The sequence below is a fragment of the Salinimicrobium sp. WS361 genome (assembly GCF_050750585.1).
Lineage (GTDB): Bacteria > Bacteroidota > Bacteroidia > Flavobacteriales > Flavobacteriaceae > Salinimicrobium.
Map to the genome: position 1 here is coordinate 1 of NZ_JBOJLM010000013.1, position 24989 is coordinate 24989.

The window sequence follows — 24989 nt, forward strand, 5'->3', positions numbered from 1 at the left end:
TCCGGTTTTCCACAGAAAGGATTAACTTCAGAACCAAACCTCAATCTATCAAAAGTAAATTTCTCCGGGGCAAGCCCACGGAGCATTTTAGTGGAACACGTTTTCTAACTTTACAACATTTACTAACGAGGCAAGCCTCGGGGTATTTACCCTCCTATGAGTAAATTTCTCCGGGGCAAGCCCACTGAGCATTTTAGTGGAACACGTTTTCTAACTTTACAACATTTACTAACGAGGCAAGCCTCGGGGTATTTACCCTCCTATGAATAAAAAAGGCTGTCTTTTGACAGCCTTTTTGGCTAATTCAATTCTATCCTTAAAAGAGTAGTAATGGATCCGCCAGGGGAATCCAGGTTAATAATTGTTAAACGCGGGATTTCTTTTTCTTTTTCTTCTTAGGATTAATAATTTTCCTAATAGTGGGGGAAGATATGTACCAAAGCACAAATCCGCTCAATACGGTGATCAATCCCAGTAAAGAGAAGGCTCTCAGAACAAAGTTATTGAAGTCATCCCTGCCATCGTAATCCATGGTGTGGGTCATCCAGAGGAAATCAAACCACCGCCAGTCCCTGTGTCTCAGTGTCCTAAAAGTTCCATCAGCAATGGATACATATGCTCGAATATTTTCGGGAGTATTATAAGAAATTACATATGCGGGCAGAGGGCCACTGCGATATTCATGGTGATCACCGGTTTCAGTTATCCTCTCCACATTTTCCACTTCCAAACCATCTATCATATTCTGGTCTGCTATAGATAGAGCTTCAGCTTCTGTTAATCCCATTTTCATTTCGCCGGTACGGGCATTATGTAACATACTGTGATTGATCCAGTAGTAGGGATCTCCGGCGATCTCCTTCAGTTCGACAGAATGCACCTTCATTCCTGACGATTCGGATGGACTTAAAAGCCCTTCAAAACTAGCGTGGTTCATTTCAGTCTTTCGATATTGATCTCCATGGATCTCGTCTATATCAGTCCAACTGAAGTATAATCCGCTCACGGTCCACATAATGAATTGTAGTCCTAGAAATATTCCCAAGTACCTATGGGCCTGTCTAATTTTTAAGGCTGTTTGTCTTCTTACCATTATTACATTGTTAAAGGAGATTAGAGGCTTTTTCTTAAGATCTCATCTCCTGAATTGAAAATTTATTTGTTTTAATACCCTTCTGTTTGATCCATTCCCGAAGCTTGTATTTCACTCGCAGGGATAGGACAGATTGTTCTGTTATCACTCGCCTGGATATCAAGATTGGCTGCATCTACTCCTGTATTCACATGTTCATCTCCCGGACGAATAATGGCTTGTCCTCTGCGAATATAGTCGTATACGCCATGACCCTCCAAGGCCAGCTCCCTTCTCCTCTCTTCGGCAATTTTTTCTTTAAGAGCTTCCCCCGTTTCGGTTACACGATGGGAAGCAAAGTTGGTTGTTCTGTTTTCAATAAGTGTATTCAAATAGTTCAAAGCTTCAGATTCACCTCCGCCGGCACCGTGCGCGGCTGCTTCTGCTGCAATTAAATACATTTCGGACAACCTGAGAACAGGAATATTGTGAGCACTCAGCCCTCCGCCTTCGCTTCTGTTAGTATATTTTACAAAAGCCTGCTGTGTACCTTCCTTATCCTCCTCGAGGAGAGCGGCGCGCGGATCATTTTCATATGCCCCCAACAAATCCACAAAGGTCTTAGTGGCAATAACATCTCCCTGCCCACCGTCTTTCACGTCAAACTGGGCTCCAAGACCATTACTCCCTAAAGAGTTCTGGCTGGTGATACTCAACTCAAATAATGATTCAGAATTATAGTCAGTGAAGACATAAGAATCTACACCCATAAGATTGGATTCTCCTCTGGCTGCAATTATCTGCTCAGCATAATTTAAAGCATTCTCCCAGTCTTGTTTATATAAATAAACTCTGGCCAGCAAAGCTTTCACACCTGTCTTGGTAAGGTAATTAGTACTACCCTGCTCCCAGGTATTTTCCTCCAGGAGATCATGTGCCGTTTGGAGATCAAGAAGAATTTGGCCATAAGTTTCTCCCAGGGAGCTTCTTTCAACCACAACTTCTTCCGAGGAAAGTTTAAGAGGCAGGCCTTGTGAAGAAGCACCGGCCCTTATCCAGGGGTAGGCAAAAGTTCTGGCGAGGTCAAAATAGACCATTCCTCGAAGGCCTAAAGCCTCTCCAAGGATTTCCTGTTTTGCAGCAGCATTGCCTTCAGCTGCATCTATGTTGGCAATGATGAGATTGAGGTTGTTTATCGCTTTAAAAGACTGTCTCCAAAGCTCTTCACAGCTTCCACTATTGTTCGCGCTTTCTTCGTATTTATAAGCAATAGATTCGTAATCCCTTGGATTAAAAGTGGTTTTTACAAACCTGAAATCTGTTCCTTTAACAGCCGCTCTTTTATACAAAACCCTTCCCAGATATGTATTCCGGGAAACTTCATTGTAGGTACCGATTAGTAATTTATCCAGTTTTTCTACAGAACTAAGGACCAGATTTTCAGAAATAACATGGTCTGGTGTTTGGGTGAGTACATCCTCGCTACATCCCTGAAGGGATAGTATACCTATGATCACTAATGTGTTTTTTAATATTTTCATTTTCTTGCTTTTTAGTCTAAAATTGTAATTGAAGTCCCAGCATTAGGGTTCTTGCTGTTGGTACCTGGAAGAAATTCACTCCATCGACAACTGCCTCGGGATCATATCCGTCAAGTTCTGTCAACAACAGTAAGTTGTCCCCCTGCACATAAACAGATCCGCCTTTTACAGTATTCCAAATTGCCGGGAGCCTATAACTCAGCTTCACATTCTTTAACTTCAAGTAATCTGAATCATAGAGGTGCCTGGTGGACACATCATTGGAAAAAGTTGGATTTCCGTTGATCCTGATCGGCACAGTAGCATCTGTATTATTAGGATTCCAAGGACTTAACTGAGCCACCGTATTGGTGAACTGTGGAGCGTAACCGTCATCATCCCTTTTAAAGGCTGTTCGGTCATACACCTTTCCTCCCATTCCAAATGTGAATAAGAAATCGAGAGAAAAGTTCTTATAATTGAACTCGTTAAAGAAGCCTCCTTGTAAATCCTGCAGAGCATCCCCGAAAATACCAAAACCTGCACTCTGGGCATCTGTTGTAATTTCTCCGGTTCTTTCCCCGTTTTCCAGCACGTAATACTGGGCCATTCCTGTCTCAGGGTCTACTCCTGCATACTCTCTCAGGTAGGAAGAATAAATACTTTCTCCCTCTTTGATGATCAAAGGATCCTGCCCATATCTTGAACTATAATTAGATACGATAGTATTTTTCAGTTTCGTGATCTCATTGTCAAGAATAGTGAGATTCGCACTGGTTCTCCAGGAGAAATTGTCATTAGTATAAGGTGTATAACCGATTTCAAATTCCCAACCCTTATTCACCATTTCTCCATAGTTCTGTAGTTGGGTCAGGAAACCTGTTGTAGAAGAAACTGGTACATTCAACAACAGATCTTCTGTCTTTTTATGAAAGTAATTCACAGAAAGATCAAATTCGCTGAAGAGGTTAAGATCTATTCCCAAATTGAAATTTTTACTTTGTTCCCAAGAAAGATCTGGGTTTTGCAGTTGCCCGTAAGACAGACCTGATTCTCCTCCGTACCCTTTCCCGTCAGTTTCAAAAAATGCCAAAGCTGCGTAATACTGGGGAGGCAGATTCCCGTTTGTCCCGTAACTACCTCTAAACTTTAAATAATCCAAACCATCAACATCTAAAAAGCTTTCTTCAGTTACGACCCAGGCGCCAGACACTGACCAAAAAGTTCCCCATCGGGCATCTTTTCCGAATCTTGAAGATCCGTCTCTTCTAAAACTGGACGAGAGATAATATTTTTGGTTATAGTTATAAGCCACCTGTGAAAAATAGGAGAGTAAAGAGTAATTTTCTGCATAACCAGTATGCGACCATAGAGCACCAATACTACTTGCCGACAGTAATTCACTGTCGAGAACGTCATAACCATATACATTGATAGAATTCATCTCAGAAACCTGCGACTCCTGACCGAGCAGAACGTCCAACCCATGGTTCCCATACATTTTATTATAGTTTAGAATGTTCGAAATAGTGTATTGGAAAACTTCACTTTTTACACGATTAAGAACTCCATTCCAGATGCCACCCCCTGCACCAAACTCTTTATTGTCATACAGGGTTTCATCTATTGCTTGCTGGTCTATTCCAAATGTGGTCTTGAAACTTAGGGGATCTATAATTTGAAATTCTGCAGAAGCATCTCCTCTGACACGGAATTCCTTATTTTCATACTCACCCACTTTTAGAACACCTATAGGATTTGCATTTTTTTCGATCTCATTCGGGAGGTTAGCAAATCCTCCATACCCCTCTGGATCATAAATGGGGGCAGCAGGGGGCAGCACTCTCGCCATGTACAACGGGTTCAGGCCTCCCGCATAAGTTCCGTCGATGTTAGCTGCATCCCTTTCAGATTTGGCCACAGAAAGATTAACTCCTAATGTAATCCAGTCCTTTGCCTGGTTCTCAAGATTTACACGACCTGAATATCGTTTCAACCCGGTCTCTATTATTGTCCCTGACTGATCGAGATAATTTCCAGAAACAAAAAAAGAAGTGTTTTCATTTCCGCCCCTGGCCGAGAGATTATATTTTCTCATGAAGCCGGTCTGGTAGATAGCATCCATCCAATCTGCGTTGGCATTTGTAGTTCCGTAGATATTCTGGTAATCGCTTACAGCCTGACTCTGGTATGTACTATACAAGCTATTGTCTGCATACACTCTTTTGAACTCGGCATTCTCGTTATTCTGAATATATTGGTTTATTTGCCCTTCTATCCACAGATCTTTGAACTGCTCATTGTTGATCAGCTTTTCCTCGGTAAGATTCTCACTCCAACCGGTTTCTACTCCAAGAGCAATTTCAGTCTCCCCTCTTTTACCTTTCTTGGTAGTGATGATCACCACTCCATTAGCCGCCCTTGAACCATAAAGAGAAGAAGCTGCAGCATCCTTGAGAACCGTTATACTCTTAATATCTTCCGAATTGATAGTAGACAAAGGGTTATAACCCGTACTTCCGGTCATAAAATCACCCGCCCTCAAATTTGAATCAGTATTTATCACCACACCGTCTAGAACGTACAGAGGCTGAGTTGAACCACTTATAGATCCAATCCCCCGAATTTGCACATTAGACTGACCTCCAGGCTGGCCTGAAGTAGAAATATTTACCCCTGAAACCTTTCCCTGTAAGGCCGTTTCAAAACTGGCAGTAGCCCCTCTAGTCACAGCTTCATTGGTCACTGTTTCTGCCGCTCCTGTAAAACTTCGTTTGTTGGCTGAACCATAAGCTACCACCATAACCTCATCGAGCGATTCGGCGTTTTTCACCATTTCTACGTTAATCACATTAGACGCACCAATGGTCTTGTTAACTATTTTCTTTCCGATATAGCTAAAGTTAAGAACATCGCCCACCTGTGCCGTTATTGAATATTCCCCGTCGAAGTTAGTTTGGGTTCCATTGGTTGTATTTTTCACCATCACATTTACTCCGGGAATAGGCATGCCATTCTCGTCGCTCACAGTTCCGGTAACTGTTTTTTCCTGGGCATAAGATAACTGCCCTACTAACCCTGCACACAGGGTTAGTATCAATAAAATTTTACTTTTCATAAAGTGAGTTGTTTTAAAATTGGATAATCTGAAATAAAGTTGGGAAGATATCAGCGCATACATTTAATGTACAGCCGAATCTCCATAAGCATCAATGAATGATGCGCCTGTAAATCAGATGGTAAATACCTGGCAAAGGACTTGTATGTCGTAAACCAGTTGTGGAGGTTGATAAGGAGGATAATTGATTACCTCCGGAGATAACTCAGGTAGAAGATCAACTATAATGAAAGACAACGGAATAATAAATGTCTGCGGTATAAAGTCGAAAGAGGTAGAAGCAAAATTTAATTCATCTTGACCCTCAATTCGATCGGTTTCGTCTGAGCAACAAGCCTCTTTATCCATTTTCATATGGCCCATCATACTATCCACTCCACAGGAGTGTGTTTCGGACTTGCATTTTTTTACAGAAGAAAAAACAGCGTGTCCTACCAAACTCTTACCGCAAAAATGCTTCTCCACAGTGAAAGACATCGTGGAAAAGAGGACCAAAATGGCCATCAGAAAAGAAAAAGTATTTAAAAAAACTTTCTTCATGAATTCCAAATATAATAAAATGTTAATAGGAATTATTTTTTTAACATGAAATTCTGCTTTTTTCAATTAGAAAGAAAAGGAATTTAATTGTAGTCACAAGATGTTGCATTATTCTAGACTCTTCTTATAGAATGACTAAGAAAAGAGAGGTCAACTTGTTCTAATATCAGTAACTTGGTTTGCTATTACTACATTACCAACTCCTGCAAGGCTAATTTTGGGCTCTAACTTCACCATTTCTTTTGGAGGAAGGAAAGATCTTTTATGGACTCTATTGGGGACGGTTTAATTCCCCCTTTTGGATGGGATGGCACGACAGCTCGTGCTACAGCAACGCTGAAAACATCTCCTTTCAGGAACATAGAATTTACCACAGTAATGGCATTACCCCGACTTTTGCTATATTAAATGGCACCAAATAATACCTAATTAAAGATTTTCAGTACCTTAATAAAGCTGAAGATCATTTTTTTTTAATATTGATTTAAAATGTGATCTATTCGGTTTCCTAATCGGTTACTTATATTTCTTACCTTCCAGTAGTTTAGGGGCTTTAGAGTGATTTGACTTTTCATTCAAACGTTAAATCGGTTGCCTAAAAATCAACGATATAATCAAAACCCACTTTTCGGATTCGTTTTTGGCTCAATAAGGCAAAAATTAAAAATAATTGGTTACCTATTTATGCTCGGGTAACTGTTAATGGCAAAAGAGCTGAGATTAGTTTGTCTCGGTATTGCAATTCAAAAGTCTGGGATGAACGTGCCCATAGGATCAAAGGAAGAAATCCTGAAGCCGTTACCCTTAACAACTACCTTGATGCTAAACATGCCAAGTTGCTCCAGTGTAATGAAGATCTATTGAAAGAAGATAAGATTGTTACAGCCCAGACTATAAAATCGAAGTTCTAATGCTCAGACGCTTCTTATAAATCACTTAAGGATGTAATTGAGCCTCATAAAACAACAATGGGGATGTCCTCAAATATGAAGTTTTAAAAAATTTTGGGGCAACTGAAAAGTATTTGGCCGATTATCTGGTGAAGGATCACAAGACCGTGGACATTTAGCTGAAAAACATTTCTTACCAGTTTGTCACCGGCTTTGATAAATTTCTTCGGAGGCAAAAGGACAAAAGGGAAAGAAACAGCTAAGTAACAATGGAATAATGAAACATCTGGAAAGGTTTAAAGCTCACCAATCTCTCAATAAAACTAGGATGGCTTGAAAAGGATCCTTTCCGGAATTACAAAATGAAGTTTAAAAAATTTCACCGTGCTTATCTCCATCAAAGAGAACTAAATTTTATTGAGGAGACACGATTCAAACGTCATACTTTTAGACAACAAAAGATATATTTCTTTTCGCCTGCTATACAGGTTTATCTTATATAGACGTAAAAAATCTCACTATTGATAATTTAATCCAGGGAGTTAACGGAAAGGATTGGATATACTGCAGGAGAGAAAAGAGTCAAACTCCAATGAAGATGCCTCTTTTGGAAAAGGCTCGTGAGATTCTGCAGAAATATGAGAATCCAGTATCACAAAGTTTTCTTCCAGTCTATAGCAATCGAAAGACTAATAATTACCTGAAAGAGATTGCAGACCAGTGCAAGATTCAGCAGAATCTTAGTTTTCATGTTGCAAGGCACACATTTGCAACAACAATTGCCCTATCCAATGGTGTGCCCAAAGAAACCGTTTCTATGCTCCTGGGACATTCAAAATTGTCAACCACTCAAATATATGCAAGGGTAGTTGATCAGAAGATAGGAGAGGATATGGATCTTTTACAATAAAAATTGAATTAATTCTTTGCGGGCGAAAAAAAAAAGAAGATTTGAAATCTTAGTCATCAAGGATCACATAACCTTTCCCTGATTAAGATTAGGAAACATACTTCAGCACAACATAAGCGGCCAGTATCACACTGCCAATAAGAACAAGTAGCCTCCAAACTTTGGAATTATCCTTAATCATTATCTCCATCTTTTGAATAAATGAGAGATTGAACTCCACTTTGGTATCCAAAGAGGAGTATTTTAACCTCAGGGGAAATTGGGGGAATGTTATTCTGGTGATTTAACATTAAAAATAAAGTTTTTACGAAAAAGAAAAGGAATATTGGGAAATATTTAACCAGATTATTTCTAGACTCCCAACCTGCGAACGCAGCGAAGTGAAGTGCTGCAAGCCCAAAACTACCGAACTAATACTATGTTGTGATGCAACAAATTAACAGGAAAAACCTTCTAGCAAAATCATTTATTAAGTACCGACTCTACCCACTCTTGTGCTTTTTCAATATCTAGAAATATGGCAAAAGGAACTTTTGAGAAATTTCTTTCAAAAGTAGCCATGTTCAAAGATGATGCTTTCCGGCTAACCACTCCAAAACCTACGAGATTCCTTAGATTTACAAGCTTATAATAAGCTACTGGATTCACATTGAAATCATGAACCCTTTTGGATAAGTAAATTTCTCCGGGGCAAGCCCACGGAGCATTTTAGTGGAACACGTTTTCTAACTTTACAACATTTACTAACGAGGCAAGCCTCGGGGTATTTACCCTCCTATGAATAAACGAACTTTTTATTATCATAAAATTCTGAACAAATTTTTATTACATCTGCCACTTCTGAATAATCAATAACAACTCCTTCTTTTGGCTGTGAAATCACATAATTTTCGTAAAAGTGTAGTGTGGTAAAATGGAGGTCAATACTTTCTTGAGGCATAATTTCAGACTTTTTTACAAATGGAGGTGAAACCTCTCTCAATCTCTCCACCTATTTTCTTCCATGTTAAGTTAGAAAAGAAGATAATAAATAAAAAATGCTCTTAGAATTCTTTATTCAGTGAATTTGAGAAAGAGCCAATATCAAAGTCTGCTGATGATAGATCAGGACATATCCTCAGTCTAGTCAAAATCACAAGAATGGCATGAATCAACAATTACTATTAGATGTTGGGCACCTAAAATAAAAGCGAACGAAGCGCAGCAAACTGCTGCAAGCCCAAATCCCCCGAACTAATACAATGTTTTGAGGCCACATTACCTAAATGACTTATCAACCGCATCCTTTTTCTTATTAAGAAATTTAATGGTAAATTGTAAGTTCCTAGAAGAGGAACGACTATGAATTTCTAAACTATAGGCACTGCAGGGGTCCTCCTCTGTTTTTCCAGTTTAAGGTATATGGTTATGATCGAAGGCTGGGCGATTTTCCTTTACTGATCTTAAACCAGAAAAATCCCTTCCTATAGTTTTTACATTTTCTAGGATGCCTTGTATTACCATAGGAGAGGCTATTTCTAATAATTCCTCGCGCCCGTAATGAAAACACAGCAAGTGCTGCAAGTCCAAATCTATCAAACTAATAAATCTGTGATGAAAGCAGGTTTATTCAAAATAGTAACGCTAGCCGCAAAAGATCCACTAATGACGAGGGTTACCAGAGCATTTGCCGCAAAATTAGTAATGATCTTTTAAACTAGAGACGGAAATGCTTGTAAACCTATGACATCGCGCAGCGTGTGATCCTCTTGCTTTCTTCTCCCCTTTATTTTTTCTTAATGGATTTTTACAAATCTTCACTAGAAATTATGGCCGTCCATCTGCAGCTTTTTAATAAAAACGATTTGTTTTTAATAATAATCGATGAAAAACCTAATTATCAGGTGAAAGTAGTATGTTTGTCTTTTTAACAAAATATTATGAAGTCTTCGAAAATCATTTCCTTATCCATTGTTGTTGCCCTGGTGGTGGTGAATGTTGTATTAATCTGGGCATTAAACGAGGAAAATAGTAGGTGGGGTAGAATTCTTTGTTCTGGAATTTACTGTCTATATTTTCTGGTCACTGATTCCTCTAAAAAAGTTTTTTTATTAGGTGCTCTTCTGCTTTTTCTTATCGCAGACATATTTATTCTAGATTTTGAATCAACTATTGCACAGCAGGCTTTTTTTGCTCTACACTCTTCAGCCTATCTTTTACTTTTGTTCGAAATAAAAGAGAATTTAGAAAAGTTCCACATGAGTTCTTTTCAGAAACTATATTTTTCAATAGTATTTGCTGTAAATGGAATTTTTGTTTTTGTTATTGGAAATACTTTGACAGCCGGTAATAATGATATTGCTCTAACATTATTATTTTATTTACATGGTTTTTCTTCTCTTCTTTTAATAGCAGGTGCTATTCTTGTTTATGATCGGTACAGCAACGAAATATCAGCTTCTTTTTTAGTAGGGGTTTTGGCTTTGGCACTTTCGAATCTTACAGGTTTTGCATCTATTTATTTGGATCATACCACTTTCCTCTATCTCAGCAGAATATTCTACATACTGGCGCTATTTTGCTTGGTTCACTTTTCTGAAATTTCTAATGGAGCTCAATCTAGGGATCTAAATGAATTAGAAGCTAAGGAAGAAAATACCAAGGGTACAAGCTATCATGAATATTGAAAAGCAACTTATCTTAAGTTTAAAGAATAAGTGGCTAAAACTAACACATCGTAGATCTTGAAGAATCACCAATGCCTATCCATTATTAAATCCACTTTATTTGTCTTGAATTGACAAAATTTACGACTAAATAAAACCACTCTAAAACGGGAGAGGCAATTTAACCCTGCCGCACTCATGATTTTCCATAAAAGCAAGAATTTCACCTTCTCAAATTAGTTACTAATTATATTCTTCACAAGAAAATCTTCACCTATTCAAAAATTTATTACACTATCCAAAGCTTCATCAGCATCTCGATGAATGAAATTGGCCTGATAATTCAGAGTAGTCTTTAGATTACTATGTCGATAGAGCTTTTGCAGCATCAAAGGATGAATTTTATCACCTGCAATATTCCCAAAGCTGTGTCTTGCAATGTGATTGGATAAATTTTTATCTATACCACATTCCTCTGCAATTCGTTTTAGATATTTATTGAGAAGTTTGGTAGCATTTTTTGTTTTTATATAAATTTCTTCAGCATCTTTAGGATGGACATTTTTAAGAAAAGGAAATATATATCCATTATAAAGTATCTTGTCCTTTCTGTAATAGCTTAATATTTTTTCGGCTTTATCAGGAATTTTTAAGCTCAACGCCTTATCATTCTTATTCATTACATAATAAAGACGATTATCTTTAAAATCAGACCATTTCAGTTTAACCACATCAGAAATACGTATGCCTGCAAAATAGAAGGCAAAAAGCCAAACATTGTGAGTATGCCAAATTGAAGCACCTTCTTCAAATTTCAGAGCTTCTATTTTTTCAACCTCTTCTATAGTTAGACCGATTTTATTACCAGAACCAATTCGAATTTTCTCTTTTTCCCCTGCAAAAGGATAATACTTTTGATCAATAATTCCTTCTTTTATTGCTAGGTTAAAAAGTGTTCTAATAAAAATAAGCTGATTAGTAACAGTTCTGGTTGTTTGGTTTAAATAAGAAAGACAAAAAGTTTTATATTTATTTATAAATGCCTCATCAATTTCCTGAAATCGTAAAGCTGTACTTTTTTGAAAATAGTTCACTCCATCCATCCACATATATTCGGCCCTTTTTGCCCTACTTATACGCTCTCTACGTCGTTCTTTGATCTCTTTGATAACTGTAGATTTGTTTTTAGATTTTTTTAGATGTAAAAATTCTTCTAAATTATAGAGGATTGACAATTCGGATTTGGCTACAGAGAATGTTCCCCTTTCATATTTGTCCTTTATACGTTCAGCTGCTAATGTAAAAAAAGATTTTAAGCCCCCAGGACCTTTTAATTTTTGTTTGATTTGTTTGGGAGTAATACGATCTTTCGACTCAAAATACATATCATTGACCTCTGTCAACTTTTTCATCAAAAAATTGTTCAATTTTCTATAATTGGGATGAGTTCTCTTAACTTTTCCAGCAGTTTTATCCCAGTCCTTTTCAAAAACATATTGTCCAAGCCAATGATAATTTGTTTTATAATTTTCACTAATCCTCAATGCAAGGGGAATTGTGCCATCCTTTCTTATCATGTTCTTCCGTAAAACAATCTTTACATTAGCCATAATGATCTGATTTAAAACTTAGTAAAGATAGTGAAATGTTTAGGCAGTTAGTACAGAATAAGTACAGAATAGTACAGAATAAGTACAGAATAATTTGATTTTAATACCTTCTAATTAAGATCAGGTATTATATAAAGCACTGTAAATCAAACATTTTGCATGGTTTTAGTTGAAATTGCATAGATAAAACATCAAGTTCATAACCCGGAGGTCACGAGTTCAAATCTCGTTCTCGCTACCAGTAGATAAAGGAAAACCGGGATAAGATATCTCGGTTTTTTATTTCTTAGGTACAACATAGGTAAAACATTCCCCTTTTTCATCCGCATAAATTCTTTTTTGATTTCATTTGATAGGAATTAAGAACAAAAGTTGTGGATTAGCTGAATATTGTAGGTAATCCTGTGAAGAAAGAACTCTACGTTTTTCACACCTCTAAACTAGCTTCTAAAGGCTTTTACTTTAGAATGGAAAGATGCTGTTGTTGAGGCTTATTGTTGTGGCGACGGTATTAACTGTAAGGTACATGAGCTGATAGTCGCCAAAAAAGAACTTTTCTCACGGACGCCTTATTATTAGAGACCTCCCATTGCAAACCGTTAGTAATTTGTCAGCTCTAATTTTATTTTTCTAATTTCATGTATTATTCATAAAGATCGATTGAAACAATATCAGCTAACATATATATAGGCTTTGATAACAATACGAGCTATTAGTTCATCACCATTTTTGGATAATTTTATTCTGCGGGCATCCTTTAAATTTCTATACAGAAGCAAGGAAGATATTTTGTTGTTACAAATCCCAGAAGATAGATTACAACGACAGGTCTTAAAAAAATTTTTAAAATACATGCATTAGCAATAAACAGCTGTTATTTTTTGATTTTACGGATATAAATTTGCATTATTGTTAAATATAAGACTAATTATTAATTGGCCATCACCCCCAAATTCAAGTGCCATTATGAAAAAACTCTACTATTCCTTATTTATTTTTTTTATTTTAAGTACTTCCCATTCTCAGACAATCACGATTAGCTAAACACATTCTTTTAAATGGATAACATGAATAAATTGACGATATTAATATTTATTCTCTTACCTTTTATTGGTAAGTCGCAGTCATTAGAGAATTGGCAGGTGGGAATCAATGCCTCCACCTTTTATTTTGATAGGCTCAATTCATCAGCCTTGAATCTTGAAGACCAGCAGGATATTCCTAATGGATATGCAGTGGGAATAACAATGGAAAAAAATTGGAATTCTAATTGGGGTTTTAAAACAGGATTTGAATATTCACATCAGTTTTTTAAAGAAATTGCCAATGCCTTCGGCCCCCGCTACCCCATGGAATCGGAATTTAATTATTTGAAAATTCCGCTAACTGTACAGTATTCTTTGCCCATAAATAAAGAGCAAGATTTGTTTTTGGTTTTAAATCAAGGTATTAAAATTTCTTTCCTCACAGATTATATGTCAGTTATTACGGGAAATGATTTTGAGCTGATATATGCTCCAGGTAAAAACATCAACTATAAAAATGGTGAACTCAGGTATAGCAATGATGTCGACTGGCATTTTGAAAAAATTACTTTTGGTTTGATTGGATCAATAGGTTTAAAAAAATTCCTTTCTTCAAATTTTTCTGCAAGTGCAGGTGTAGGTTATGGATTTGATCTCACAAATGCAGACGATCGGCCGCTTTTTACAGCAGACCCTGAGATACAACCGGAATGGGAGGCTAAGGCGACACATAATTTACGTGTGGGAATTGAAATTGGAGTGCAGTATCATTTTAGTTCGGCTTCAGCAAATTGATCAATTCATCAGGTCAATTTGATTTTTTAAAACAGCAGATATCTTAATTGATGTTTATCGATGAGAACTACGATATTGTTTTAAGCTTAAAACCCTTCATTGAAAGATCGTGCCTGCGTTTGATCTCTACCCAAATGTCCTTTAAGTTGAATTCCTTCTCTGATTGTAACTGTCTTACAGTTGTCAATTCATCTGTTGTGTTACTTTTTCTGGATCAAGAACTAAAGTTGGGGCTATTTAAATAATGTGAATCACCGGTAGAGAGAAAATTTAATGATGTTCTGAAAAAAAAACTCCACACATAAAATTGAGCCCGCTAACTAAAGTGATCCTACTAACGTACTCTTTCTATGGGAGCTTTTTACGCTGTTTCATTTACATTACCTTCTTATTTAAAAAAAGTCTAAATAACAATTGGAGAAGTTCTTTGAGCTAATTAACTTAGCTGCCGCTTTTATTTAGACTTAATCTAAAGTAATAGAGCTGCCATTTCTACTTTTGTCTTCCTTGTTGTATTAAATGGAAAACAGAAAGTTTCGGCCGCTATTACACAAGACGCTAAGATTAGAGGAAAGACTATTAAAGGCATTATTAACTGTAATTCAACCGGTCACGGGTAAAGCTTACTGGCGCTCGCGGTCTTTTTTATTTCTCATGAAAAATAAGAATAAGAAGAGCAAATCGAACCTTAAAAAATGGATTAGGCAAATCCACCTGTATCTTGGACTGGTTACTGGTGCAATTGTGTTTATTATTGCTGTTACCGGATGTCTATGGGTTTTCCAGGAGGAGATCAGGATGTTCACCAATGATCTTCCGGAAATAGAGAAAAGAGACACCTCCATTCTCACCCCTTTAGAGGCAAAAGCTCTTGCTGAAGAAGAATTGCCCGGGAGGTATGTTCACGGGACACTTTACGCAGAAGAAAATGAACCCATCGAGGTTATTTTCTATGAATTGGAACCTGAATTTTACCAGTCGGTTTACCTGCACCCATACACGGGTGAAGTCCTTAAAGTGGAAGACCACATGACAGGTTTTTTTCCTTTTATTCTCGATGGGCATATGTATCTGTGGCTCCCTCATGAAATTGGAAGCCAGGTAGTAGGCTGGAGTACTTTCATCTTTTTCTTTATGCTGGTTACCGGTATTATTCTTTGGTGGCCCAAAAACAGGAAAATGAAAAAGCAACGCCTGTCATTCGACTGGAAGAAAAGCACCAAGTGGAAGCGAAAAAATTTCGATTTACATTCCGTAATGGGATTTTATGTAAGCTTTGTGGCAGTTATTGTTGTGTTCACAGGCCTGGTGATGGTATTTGAATGGTTTGCAAGCGCTGTGTATAAAGGTATGGGAGGAGAAAAAGAAGTGGTTTTCACTATTCCCGATAACACATCAGGGACTTTTAAAATCACAGAAAATCCTCCTATAGAATCGCTTATTGTAGACCTGAAAAAGGAATATCCTGAAGCTGTAGATCTCGAGATACATTATCCTTACACCGATTCTTCAAGTATTTATGTGGAAGTAGCCTATCACGACGGAATCTATTACACTGCAGATTATCGCTTTTATGACCAAAATACCCTGGAGGAAATTGAAACCCCAAGCATCTATGGGATTTATGAAGAAGCTGGTTTTTCAGAAAAGGTCATGAGAATGAACTACGATATCCACGTAGGGGCAATTGCCGGCCTATCCGGGAAAATAATTGCTTTCTTTGCCAGCCTCATCTGCGCCAGCCTGCCTGTCACAGGATTCTTGTTATGGTACGGGCGAAAGTTTAAGAAGAAAAGCCCCAGGCTAAGAACCCGCGAACTCGAATTCACCTGATATTCTTCCGAAGGAATATTATAATCTGCGGAAAGTTTTTAAAGCACAAAAGGTGCTCAAAAAAGCCATTTTTGAGCACCTGCTGAAGGTCTTCCAGATATACTACTACTAAAAGTTATACTGGTGTGGAAAATGTTTAAATCAGAAAGCTTTTAAGATATTAAATTCTGCCGCTATTAAGGTTAGTAAAAGCTTTTCGTCTTTTGAAGAAGCTCAAGGGAACTTTAGAAGCTGTTATTTTCATGATCAGCCAGGAACAAAGGTTTCAGGTGTTTTCGATAAAGATTATCTGTTACATTCTCTTCAATCTTTTCTCTATACCTCTCTAAAAGGGCAAAAAACTCATCTCCTTTTTCCGCAGCAATTTTGTACGCGGTATGCAGCAACTGCCTAAAGTGCAGGTTATATTCTGAAGAGTCTGGCTCATGGCGCAGGGCAGCAGCAAATTCCTTCCCCGAGGAGAAATCTTCGGGCGCAGGTAATTTCGATTTGTCTATCGAAAGTACCGACTTATAATCCTTGGTCAATTCATCATAACGCTCCAATGCCTCCCGGTAAAGCTCTATACTGAAATGGAATCCTTCTCTTTCACTTTCTGCTATGCCAATGAGTTCTTCCAGCCAGGTTGTTCCCGCTGTCTTTAGATGAAGCCCTGCATTATGCTTTTGAATGAGCCTGCGTATCACGGGGTAGACCGAAAACTTATCACTGCCGGTATGTACACTGATCCTGAGATCCTGTGGCAGCCCGAATTCTTTCACAGCGAAATCTATCACCAGCAGATCCTCCTCAAATTCCTTCTCAAATTGTTTGACATCTCCCTGATAATCTACTCCTTTATAGAAGTTGCCAGTAAACTTAGGCGCTATAGTATTTACCGGAACCTTGTAATAAGCAAGAGCAGCTAAAATGAAGAACAGCTCTACAGGGGTTTGAGGATTCGCCACCTCATCTATTGAAACCTCTATGTAAACCTCCTCCTTTTTATTTTCCTGAATGTAGAAGTAGACCTCACCCGCATTCTTTGCCGCCAATAGAAAATTACCAAGCATTTCCCGAAGCTGGATTTTGGAGATCTGCATTTTCCGCTCAATTCCCGGAATCTTCAGTTCCCCCGAATATTCTCTAAAAAAGCTAAGAAATCGCTCCTCTTCCTGTTCGGGGGCCGGTTTACCTATAAATACGGCTACATCGATGGTGAAAAAATCACTTACTTCCAGGTAGGGATCTACAGTTTTAAAATTGATATGGTCTGCATCTACGAAATAATCACCTTCGTAACCGGCAGCCTTCACCGCATTATCGGCTTCCTCCCGGAGGCTTTGAGGACGTGTTCCCACTGTTTCATGTTCCCGGTTCGACTTGTTCCAGACCGGAATGACCTCTACTCCTGCTTTCCGAATTTTCAAAATGGCTTCAAGTTGCGCCTTTCCTTCTTTCCCAAATCTATCCCCTACTCCAAATGAATATTTTCCCAATGCGTCCATATTTTTCAAATTTTAAACTCCGCTAAAGGCTCCAAAGCCTCCATCCACGGCAATTACGGTTCCTGTCACAAAGGAGGAACCATCTCCAGCAAGCCAGTTGGCTGCACCTTGTAATTCTTCGGGTTTCCCAAACCTGTTCATGGGAGTTTGACCAATTATGGTCTCCCCGCGTGCTGTAAGATTTCCATCCTCCTTCAATAGAAGGTCCCGGTTCTGTTCCCCAATGAAAAATCCGGGGGCAATGGCATTTACCCTGATTCCGTCGCCATATTTTTGAGCCATTTCCACAGCCAGCCACCTGGTAAAATTGTTAACTGCCGCTTTAGCTGCAGAATATCCCAGCACTCTTGTAAGCGCCCGTTGCGCTGCAAGGGAAGAAATATTTATAATGCTCCCGCTCTTTTGCGCTACCATTTCCCTGGCAAAAACCAAAGAAGGTAGCACTGTGCCTTTAAAATTGAGCTGATTCACCTTATCGAAGGAATTCAGGTCCAGGTCAAAGAAACTTTGATCGGGTGTTATTGTTGCTCCTTTTTGGTTTCCGCCGGCGGCATTGACCAGGATATCCACTTTCCCGAACGCCTCCTGAATTTTTTTCTTTGCTGCCACTAAACTTTCTTCGTCGAGCACATCGGCAACGAGCCCAAGGGCTTTTCCTCCAGCATTTTCAATCTCTTTTACCCGTGCCTGTACGGTATCTTCACTCCTACCCAGGATTCCAACCTTCACTCCTTGGGCAGCCAGGCCCATGGCAATAGCTCCTCCCAGAACTCCATTCCCGCCGGTTACTACCGCTACTTTATCTTGTAAATTATTCATATTTTGTTATCATTAATTTTCTAAAGATCTTTCAATGCCCATTTCCAGCCCCCTTAATTCTGCCAAACCTCTAAGTCTTCCAATTGCAGAATATCCGGGGTAAGTGGTTTTCTCTAAATCGTCAAGCATCTGGTGTCCATGATCGGGCCTCATAGGGATCGGCTCCCTTTTTTGCCCTTTTTGACACTCATAGAAAGTGCGAACCAGCTTGTACATCTCTGCACTGCCTTCCAGATGATTGGCTTCATAAAACCGCGAATCTGCTTCCCGTTGCACAGATCGCAGGTGTACGAAATGGATTCTGTCATAATAAGTTTTTATGATCCCGGGAAGATCATTCTTTTCTGAAGCGCCAAAACTGCCACTGCAAAAAGTGAGTCCGTTAGCCTTTTGTGGCACTTTACTGAAAATATAATTTAGATCATCAATATCGCTAACAACCCTGGGTAAACCCAAAACAGGCCAAGGCGGATCATCTGGATGAATTGCCATCTTCACTCCTGCTTCTTCTGCCACAGGAATTATCTCTTTTAGAAAATCTACCAGGTTATCCCGAAGCTGTTCTGCTGAAATCCCTTTATAACTCTCAAGTCCCTGCCGAAGTTTCTCCAGCGTAAATCCTTTTCTATCTCCAGGCAATGCCATTAGCAGACTTTCCCGAAGCCTCTCGAGTTCTTCCTGTGGCATTTGAGGATATCTGGATTTTGCCCGTTCTGCCATTTCGGGATCATAATCTTCTTCTGCGCGTTCCCTTTTCAGGATAAAAAGATCGAAAATAATAAGGTCTTGCAGGTCGTGCAGCAGGGCTGTACTGCCGTCCTCCAGTCGATACCGCACATTTGTTCTTAGCCAGTCAAGGACAGGCATGAAATTGTAACAGACACGGGTAATACCGCTTTTGCCGAGATTCCGCAGGCTCTCCTTGTAATTTTCTATAAAAGTCGCTTTATCGCCTTTCCCCTGCTTTATATGTTCATGAACCGGAAGGCTCTCAACCACATTCCAGTGTAGCGGAAATCGATCTCTTTTATTGCTTTCTTCCAGAAGGTCTTTTCTCTTTTGAATTTCCTCCATACTCCACACCTCCCCTACCGGAATATGATGTAGAGCAGTCACAACGCCATTGGCACCGGCCTGTTTAATATCTTTAAGGCTCACCGGGTCATGAGGTCCATACCATCTCCAGCTTTGTTCAAAAATCATAGGTTCAATTTAAATTCAAGTTACGATCATTTTAAGCTTTGTCAAAGTTGAAGATCCAGAATAATCTTACCTGTCTATCAACTCTAAAACAATCTATTGTGGCTCCTTTCCTGAAACTGAAGTAGGCACCGTAGCTTCCTCCCCAATGATCACCTCGTCAAAAATGACATTTTTGGTGTTGGTTATGGAAGTTGCATTTTTGGCCTTGCTCACTTTAATATTGGTAAGTTTTACATTCTCAACTTTACTTTCTTCAAAACCCTGGATCACCACTGCTGTTCCTGTAGCCTCTTCACAGGTAACATTGGTGATGAAAACATCTGAGATCTTTGAATTAAACCCTTCTCCTTCCCCGTGATAGTTGGCAGTAATATAAAAGCAGTCTTCCACCTTTTGGAGTTCTATGTCATTGATGTAATATTCCTGATAAATCCTCCCCTATCCGGATTGGTCTTGAAGTAAATTCCTCTTTTGAGATAGCCCCAAGCTTTATTATTTTCAATATAAACATTTTGGACCCCGGCAGACATTTCGCTGCCAATCACCACTCCGTGGAGACCTTTTAACAGGTTATTCCTTATCACTATATTTTCTGAAGGGGTAGCTGTATTTGCACGTCCTTCATGATCCCTACCGGCTTTAATCGCGATATTGTCATCTCCGTTATCAAATTTCACGTCCTCAATGAGAATATCACTGGCGTATTCTGCATCTATCCCGTCATTGTTAAAGTTATGGGCGTCAAATTTGAGTCCGCGTAGGGTTGCGCTTTTGGACTTTAGCAGGTGAACGCACCAAAAAGGGGAATCTTCAATGGTAACTTCTTCGAGCAGGATATTTTTTGAATTGACGAACTGGATCAACTGCGGGCGCAGGTAATGCCCTTCTCCAAAGATCCTTTGCTCCACAGGAATTCCGGAGTGATTCATTTCTCTGCTCAATTGTTTATCCTTATCCTCGAGTTGTTTCCAGGCTGACCATGCGCCTCCACCTTCACCGTCAATAGTACCTTTCCCGGTAATTGCTATATTTTCAAGTTCGTTTCCGTAGATAAGCGGACTATAATTATACAGCATAGTGCCTTCCCAACTGGTAAGCACCATCGGATAATCTTTAGGATCTTCCCCAAACCTGATCTTTGCACCCCCTTCCAGATGAAGGTTTACATTGCTCACGAAATGAATCGGACCATTGACTGTATAAACTCCCTTCGGAACTATGAGTGTCCCGCCTTTTCTTTTCTTCAGGTGGCTCATAGCTTTGTCAAAAGCTCTTTTATTATTTGAAACCGAATCCCCTTTAGCTCCGAATTTCTTTACTGAAACCTGATAATCCGGAATCTCCGGAAGCTGAATTCTTTCCACGATCTCCTCAATGGCGGCCTTTCTTTCCTGTTCAGATAACTGTGCCTGAGCATCTATTCCAATTAAGGAAATTACCCACAGTACAATAATTTTTTTCATGTCTTCTATTTTAGAAAATCCTCCCGTACCGGACTAAATACATCTATCAGCATTCCCGTCTCAAGGCATTCGGCACCGTGTTTGGCATTCGGCGGTACAAAGAATCCGTCGCCGATTTCCAGAATTTCAGATTTGCCGTCAATGCTTATCTTAAATTTTCCTGAAGCCACGACAGTTCCCTGGGAATGAAAATGATCATGCACATATCCCACCGCGCCTTTTTCAAATTTCACTTTCACCACCATCAGCTGTGTGTTATAGCCGGTAATTTGCCGGGTGATTCCTTCTCCGGCAGGTTCCCATTCAGCTTCAGCTTCTTTAAAAAAGTTCTTTCCTTTTATCATTTTTGAGAGGTATGTTTTTGTTCCCATTCGGGATATTTTTCATTTAAAAGATCTTCAGCATAATTATCGATGTAGCTATAGTTGGTGCGCCGTTCATGCTCAATTTCATCGAGATTATATTTCACCACTCCGTCACGTCCTATGAACATGATTTTGTTAGTTCCAATTTCGGTAAATCTTCCCCACAGGGGACCACCCTCAGGATCTTCGACTACAATTCTATCACGACCTTCAGGAAGATCAGATCCTTTGATCCACTCCACTCTTTTCCCCGTTACTTTGGCATCTTCAAACCACTTCATAGCACTTCGAATGGAGGTTTTTACCGCCTCGGAAGGATTTTCGATTTCCATTAAAAACCGCACAATTTCGGCACTTTCCTTACCACTTAATGAGGCTAATTCATAAGCTCTTGCTTTCGCAGGCTGAAGCGTTTTTTTATCGTGCTGAGCGCCCCAAACTGTGAGCTTCCCATCTACTTTTACCTGAGTCGCAAGAATTATTTCAAGGCCCTTATCAACAGCTTTACGGGCTTTTTTCTTCATGCCAGCATCCACGAAGGTGTAGGGCTCTTCATTTTTTGCTATGTCCCGCAACAACCTCATGACCCCTATTATTGCTCCGTCGTTATAGGTAATGTGCTCGTAATATCCTTTTTTTATGGGATAGAATTGAGGCCAGCCGCCACTGGGATATTGGGCCTCAAGAAGAAAATCCACACCTTTCAAAAATGCCTTTTTATACTCCTCTTTTCCAGTAGCCTTGTAGACCTTTGCCAAATACCGCAGCTGGGTATGCGTTGCGCCATTGTCTATAGTGGTACCGGCATCTTTTGCCTTTGCCTCAATCAGGTCTTCTTTCTCCTGGGGAGTCAGCTCATTGGACATGTCATTATTCTTGTACCAACCTCCGTTGTGATGTTGATAAAGCAATACATTGTCTGCAATTCTTTGAGCTTCCTTACTGCCATACCACTGCTCCTCCTGCCTCAACGCTTTTCTCCACGGTATTTTTTCAGAATATACAACATCTCCAACTGAGGGATCTCCGAGGATCTCGCGGGAAAGAACATCATCATTTATATATTTTTTCAACTCCAGATCCTGCCTTGCGATCTCCTGAAGTGCTAGAGTAGCAACAATTGTCGCACCCGTTTTGGAAAGGTGCGTATCATCGGTTACTCCTTTTGGCTCGTAGGGATCTTCGCCGGGTTCGAGGTGCAAGTGCAACTGTTTTGAATTCTGTGAACCGTAAGAAATCTCCAACTGCTCAGTAAGCAACTGCATATCAATAAAAGGTACATTCATGTCTTCGGCGACCATTCTCACCACCAAAGGATACTGCCCGTGAGTGTCTACCAGCACCCCATTTTCATTGAAATTCCGCCGCACGATAGAACTCAGAAGAATTGGCGTCGCTCCCTTCTCCCTTGTCTCTCTCACAAACTTCTCAAGATTGCTTCTGTATTGTGTAAAAGGATTCGTATACCTGGCTGGATCATTTACCTTTTGATCATTGTGCCCAAACTGAATAAACACGAAATCCCCCGGCTTCAGTTGTTCTCTGACCTTTTCCCAGCGACCTTCAGCAATAAAATTCCTGGTACTGCGACCATTGACTGCATGGTTCTCAATATCAATTTCTGAAGTCATCAACTCCGGAAGCATTTGTCCCCAGCCGTGTTCCGGATTTTTATCGGGATCCTTTTTGTCGGACATTGTGGAGTCACCTATGAGAAATAACGTCGGCTTCTCCTGAGCGATGATCTGCAATGAACAGAAGATCATAAAAAACACAATCAGTTTTTTCATTTTTGAGCAGTTTTATTGATTCTACGGCAGCGCTTTTGTTGCCCAATACCAGTCATTCCCTGAAGTAAAAATGTTCTTCAGAGTATATTTTTCGGCTTCTTCTGAAGTTAGTTGGTGGGACCATTCCACTCTCGTGGCAGGAGAAGCTCCGGGACCGCTGCTGTTATATTCGGCATAATAAGCTGTCCTTTCCTTATTGGGGAACATCTTATCCCCCGGCCAGTGCTCCCAACCATCAGGAAGTATGTGATCACCAAGTTCCGTGTTAATGAAAACCGTCTTAGCAAAAGGTCTCCAGGGCCTGCCCAGGTAAACTTCGTTGACACCTTCGGCTGCAATAAGTTTACAGTCAATAAAAACGTATCCAAACTCCTGATTCTGCGGAGTTGCAGCTGCTGTGACAAAAGAATCTTTTAAGCTCTTAATGGTACAGCTTTCAAAAACTGCCGTGGCTTCGCCAAAAATAAAGTCGGTCGTGCCTTCGATAAAACAGTTAATATACAATTGCCTGCTCCCTTCGGTTGCGGTGTACAGGGTATCCTGGCAGCCAAGAATATCGGAATCTTTCATGATAAATCGGTCGCCTTCCACATGTAAAGCCACTGCCTGCCCTTCTCCACAGGAGGTATTCTGGATCGTGAGATTTTCGATTCTAATATCGTTCCCCCGAACCAGTACCGTATAAGAGGTAAAGGTGGATAATTTTTCTCCGGTACTCGGATCAATTTTTCCTGAAAAATCATTGTTTGTGATCACTGTATTCTTCCGGTCTTCCCCAATGAGGGTAAGCTGATGTTTCCAGGAAGGAATTTCCAGCTTTTCATTGTAAGTGCCAGATTTAATCCTGATCACCACTTCCCCCGGACCAAGATCGCGGGTGGAATTTATTGCTTCCTGAATGCTGCTGAAATCTCCGGTTCCGTCTTTGGAAACTGTTATTTCCCTGTACTTCTCCCTTGCTGAAGAAGAATTATAGAAGATCTTATCAAGAAAATTGGTGGTGAGTTCCACCGTTTCATCAAACCAGGGATGGACCAGCCAAAAAGCATGGGGCGTTTTCTCTATAGTATGCACTTCGTGGTAGATCTGGTTTTCATTGAGAATTCTCACCATATCATCACGTCCTGCATGAAATCGTGGATAGGAGCTGTTGATGAACAAAGTAGGAGGCGTATCGCCATCTACATATTCGAGCGGCGAGGCTTCTTTCCAGGTTTCGAAGTTATCGGCTTTTGAACCTCCCAGCCAGGTGGCGGCCATCCAGCCTTCTTCGGCATCGGGATGAATGAAGGAAACGATTCCGTCTATATTTACGATAGCCTGCACTTCGTCTGAAACTTTAGCATTATCTGATTTATTAATTTCAGAATCAGAAGTAACTCCTACCAAATTAGCAAGCTGCGCTCCTGCTGAGGTGCCTAAAATGGCAATTTTGTCGATGTTTATTTTGAATGGTTCGGCATTTTGTTTCATCCACTTCAGCGCATCTTTTAGATCAACCACACCGGCAGGATAAACGGCTTCTGTACCCAACCTGTAGGAGGCAGTAACGGCCACATAACCTTCAGCAGCAAGTTTTTGTGCCAGGGGTCGCAGATTCTCTTTGCTTCCGGTAAGCCAGCCTCCTCCATGAATCAGTAAAACTGCAGGGAATTTTCCCCCTTTTTCAGCTTTAGGTAAATATACATCTACAGTAAGCTCTTTTTCCGAAGTTGTTTTGTAAATCAAATTTTCCCGGACCTCAATTCTTTCAGAAATCTGGGATTCTACAGGAGCAATAAAAGGGTAGTCCTTTTTCAGCTTTTCATAGGTCGTGCCAATGGAATAGGGCTTTATCTCATTCTTTTGCGCAATTGTATGAGGACACAAACAAAAAAATAAGAAGACCGAAAAAAGGCATTTTT

Annotated in this window: 19 protein-coding genes; 5 read left to right on the forward strand and 14 right to left on the reverse strand. The window is 39.7% G+C overall.

Features of this window, described 5'->3' with window-relative positions:
* Positions 1-364: 364 nt before the first annotated feature.
* The 4 genes from ACQ93I_RS12835 to ACQ93I_RS12850 form a co-directional block, all read right to left on the reverse strand.
* Positions 365-1093 carry a PepSY domain-containing protein gene (locus tag ACQ93I_RS12835; protein WP_431698844.1) on the reverse strand — a complete coding sequence of 243 codons (729 nt, stop codon included), beginning with the start codon at positions 1091-1093 and terminating at the stop codon, positions 365-367.
* Between the two features lie 71 nt (positions 1094-1164).
* Positions 1165-2613: a RagB/SusD family nutrient uptake outer membrane protein gene (locus ACQ93I_RS12840; protein WP_431698845.1), complete on the reverse strand. Its 1449-nt coding sequence runs from the start codon at positions 2611-2613 to the stop codon at positions 1165-1167.
* Between the two features lie 16 nt (positions 2614-2629).
* The gene (locus tag ACQ93I_RS12845; RefSeq protein WP_431698846.1) at positions 2630-5710 is read right to left on the reverse strand and encodes a SusC/RagA family TonB-linked outer membrane protein; all 3081 of its coding nucleotides are present in this window, start codon (positions 5708-5710) and stop codon (positions 2630-2632) included.
* Between the two features lie 114 nt (positions 5711-5824).
* Complete coding sequence (locus ACQ93I_RS12850; protein WP_424494145.1) at positions 5825-6316, reverse strand: HYC_CC_PP family protein; 492 nt, start codon at positions 6314-6316, stop codon at positions 5825-5827.
* 614 nt (positions 6317-6930) lie between these two features.
* Here ACQ93I_RS12850 and ACQ93I_RS12855 point away from each other — a divergent pair.
* Positions 6931-7161, forward strand: coding sequence for an Arm DNA-binding domain-containing protein (locus ACQ93I_RS12855; RefSeq protein ID WP_431698915.1), 231 nt, complete (start codon positions 6931-6933; stop codon positions 7159-7161).
* A 478-nt stretch (positions 7162-7639) separates the two neighbouring features.
* On the forward strand, positions 7640-8050 hold the full coding sequence (locus ACQ93I_RS12860) for a site-specific integrase (RefSeq protein WP_431698916.1): 411 nt from the start codon (positions 7640-7642) through the stop codon (positions 8048-8050).
* A 775-nt stretch (positions 8051-8825) separates the two neighbouring features.
* Here ACQ93I_RS12860 and ACQ93I_RS12865 read toward each other — a convergent pair.
* The gene (locus ACQ93I_RS12865; protein ID WP_431698847.1) at positions 8826-8990 is read right to left on the reverse strand and encodes a hypothetical protein; all 165 of its coding nucleotides are present in this window, start codon (positions 8988-8990) and stop codon (positions 8826-8828) included.
* Between the two features lie 979 nt (positions 8991-9969).
* Between ACQ93I_RS12865 and ACQ93I_RS12870 the strand changes: the two genes are divergently transcribed.
* Positions 9970-10716 carry a hypothetical protein gene (locus tag ACQ93I_RS12870; RefSeq protein ID WP_431698848.1) on the forward strand — a complete coding sequence of 249 codons (747 nt, stop codon included), beginning with the start codon at positions 9970-9972 and terminating at the stop codon, positions 10714-10716.
* Positions 10717-10973: 257 nt separating this feature from the next.
* Here ACQ93I_RS12870 and ACQ93I_RS12875 read toward each other — a convergent pair whose 3' ends face one another.
* The gene (locus ACQ93I_RS12875; protein ID WP_431698849.1) at positions 10974-12305 is read right to left on the reverse strand and encodes a tyrosine-type recombinase/integrase; all 1332 of its coding nucleotides are present in this window, start codon (positions 12303-12305) and stop codon (positions 10974-10976) included.
* 1058 nt (positions 12306-13363) lie between these two features.
* Here ACQ93I_RS12875 and ACQ93I_RS12880 point away from each other — a divergent pair.
* Complete coding sequence (locus tag ACQ93I_RS12880) at positions 13364-14125, forward strand: outer membrane beta-barrel protein (protein WP_431698850.1); 762 nt, start codon at positions 13364-13366, stop codon at positions 14123-14125.
* Positions 14126-14779: 654 nt separating this feature from the next.
* Complete coding sequence (locus ACQ93I_RS12885; RefSeq protein WP_431698851.1) at positions 14780-15958, forward strand: PepSY-associated TM helix domain-containing protein; 1179 nt, start codon at positions 14780-14782, stop codon at positions 15956-15958.
* Between the two features lie 224 nt (positions 15959-16182).
* On the opposite strand, the gene ACQ93I_RS12890 is transcribed toward ACQ93I_RS12885, so the two are convergent.
* The 8 genes from ACQ93I_RS12890 to ACQ93I_RS12925 all read right to left on the reverse strand — a co-directional run bounded on the left by ACQ93I_RS12890 (position 16183) and on the right by ACQ93I_RS12925 (position 24813).
* On the reverse strand, positions 16183-17445 hold the full coding sequence (locus tag ACQ93I_RS12890) for a tagaturonate epimerase family protein (protein ID WP_431698852.1): 1263 nt from the start codon (positions 17443-17445) through the stop codon (positions 16183-16185).
* Positions 17446-17457: 12 nt separating this feature from the next.
* Positions 17458-18264, reverse strand: coding sequence for an SDR family oxidoreductase (locus ACQ93I_RS12895; RefSeq protein WP_431698853.1), 807 nt, complete (start codon positions 18262-18264; stop codon positions 17458-17460).
* 12 nt (positions 18265-18276) lie between these two features.
* Positions 18277-19467 (reverse strand): mannonate dehydratase, encoded by a 1191-nt coding sequence (uxuA, locus tag ACQ93I_RS12900; protein ID WP_431698854.1) that lies wholly within the window; start codon positions 19465-19467, stop codon positions 18277-18279.
* 93 nt (positions 19468-19560) lie between these two features.
* A complete protein-coding gene (locus tag ACQ93I_RS12905; RefSeq protein WP_431698855.1) occupies positions 19561-19857 on the reverse strand; it encodes a glycosyl hydrolase family 28 protein in 297 nt (98 codons plus the stop codon).
* 11 nt (positions 19858-19868) lie between these two features.
* Positions 19869-20930 carry a glycoside hydrolase family 28 protein gene (locus tag ACQ93I_RS12910; RefSeq protein ID WP_431698856.1) on the reverse strand — a complete coding sequence of 354 codons (1062 nt, stop codon included), beginning with the start codon at positions 20928-20930 and terminating at the stop codon, positions 19869-19871.
* Positions 20931-20935: 5 nt separating this feature from the next.
* Positions 20936-21301, reverse strand: a complete 366-nt coding sequence (locus ACQ93I_RS12915; protein ID WP_431698857.1) for a cupin domain-containing protein — start codon at positions 21299-21301, stop codon at positions 20936-20938.
* Positions 21271-23085, reverse strand: a complete 1815-nt coding sequence (pelA, locus tag ACQ93I_RS12920) for a pectate lyase (protein WP_431698858.1) — start codon at positions 23083-23085, stop codon at positions 21271-21273. The genes ACQ93I_RS12915 and pelA overlap by 31 nt, the downstream gene beginning before the upstream one ends.
* Positions 23086-23106: 21 nt before the next feature.
* Positions 23107-24813, reverse strand: a complete 1707-nt coding sequence (locus ACQ93I_RS12925; protein WP_431698859.1) for a pectinesterase family protein — start codon at positions 24811-24813, stop codon at positions 23107-23109.
* Positions 24814-24989: the final 176 nt, after the last annotated feature.

Bases quoted from the DNA above. Each gene is read 5' to 3' on its own strand.
- ACQ93I_RS12890 (WP_431698852.1), bottom strand. From the start codon at position 17,445: ATGGACGCATTGGGAAAATATTCATTTGGAGTAGGGGATAGATTTGGG.
- pelA (WP_431698858.1), bottom strand. From the start codon at position 23,085: ATGAAAAAACTGATTGTGTTTTTTATGATCTTCTGTTCATTGCAGATC.
- ACQ93I_RS12845 (WP_431698846.1), bottom strand. From the start codon at position 5,710: ATGAAAAGTAAAATTTTATTGATACTAACCCTGTGTGCAGGGTTAGTA.
- ACQ93I_RS12885 (WP_431698851.1), top strand. From the start codon at position 14,780: ATGAAAAATAAGAATAAGAAGAGCAAATCGAACCTTAAAAAATGGATT.
- ACQ93I_RS12880 (WP_431698850.1), top strand. From the start codon at position 13,364: ATGGATAACATGAATAAATTGACGATATTAATATTTATTCTCTTACCT.
- ACQ93I_RS12875 (WP_431698849.1), bottom strand. From the start codon at position 12,305: ATGGCTAATGTAAAGATTGTTTTACGGAAGAACATGATAAGAAAGGAT.
- ACQ93I_RS12915 (WP_431698857.1), bottom strand. From the start codon at position 21,301: ATGGGAACAAAAACATACCTCTCAAAAATGATAAAAGGAAAGAACTTT.
- ACQ93I_RS12840 (WP_431698845.1), bottom strand. From the start codon at position 2,613: ATGAAAATATTAAAAAACACATTAGTGATCATAGGTATACTATCCCTT.
- uxuA (WP_431698854.1), bottom strand. From the start codon at position 19,467: ATGATTTTTGAACAAAGCTGGAGATGGTATGGACCTCATGACCCGGTG.
- ACQ93I_RS12910 (WP_431698856.1), bottom strand. From the start codon at position 20,930: ATGAAAAAAATTATTGTACTGTGGGTAATTTCCTTAATTGGAATAGAT.
- ACQ93I_RS12895 (WP_431698853.1), bottom strand. From the start codon at position 18,264: ATGAATAATTTACAAGATAAAGTAGCGGTAGTAACCGGCGGGAATGGA.
- ACQ93I_RS12835 (WP_431698844.1), bottom strand. From the start codon at position 1,093: ATGGTAAGAAGACAAACAGCCTTAAAAATTAGACAGGCCCATAGGTAC.
- ACQ93I_RS12865 (WP_431698847.1), bottom strand. From the start codon at position 8,990: ATGCCTCAAGAAAGTATTGACCTCCATTTTACCACACTACACTTTTAC.
- ACQ93I_RS12870 (WP_431698848.1), top strand. From the start codon at position 9,970: ATGAAGTCTTCGAAAATCATTTCCTTATCCATTGTTGTTGCCCTGGTG.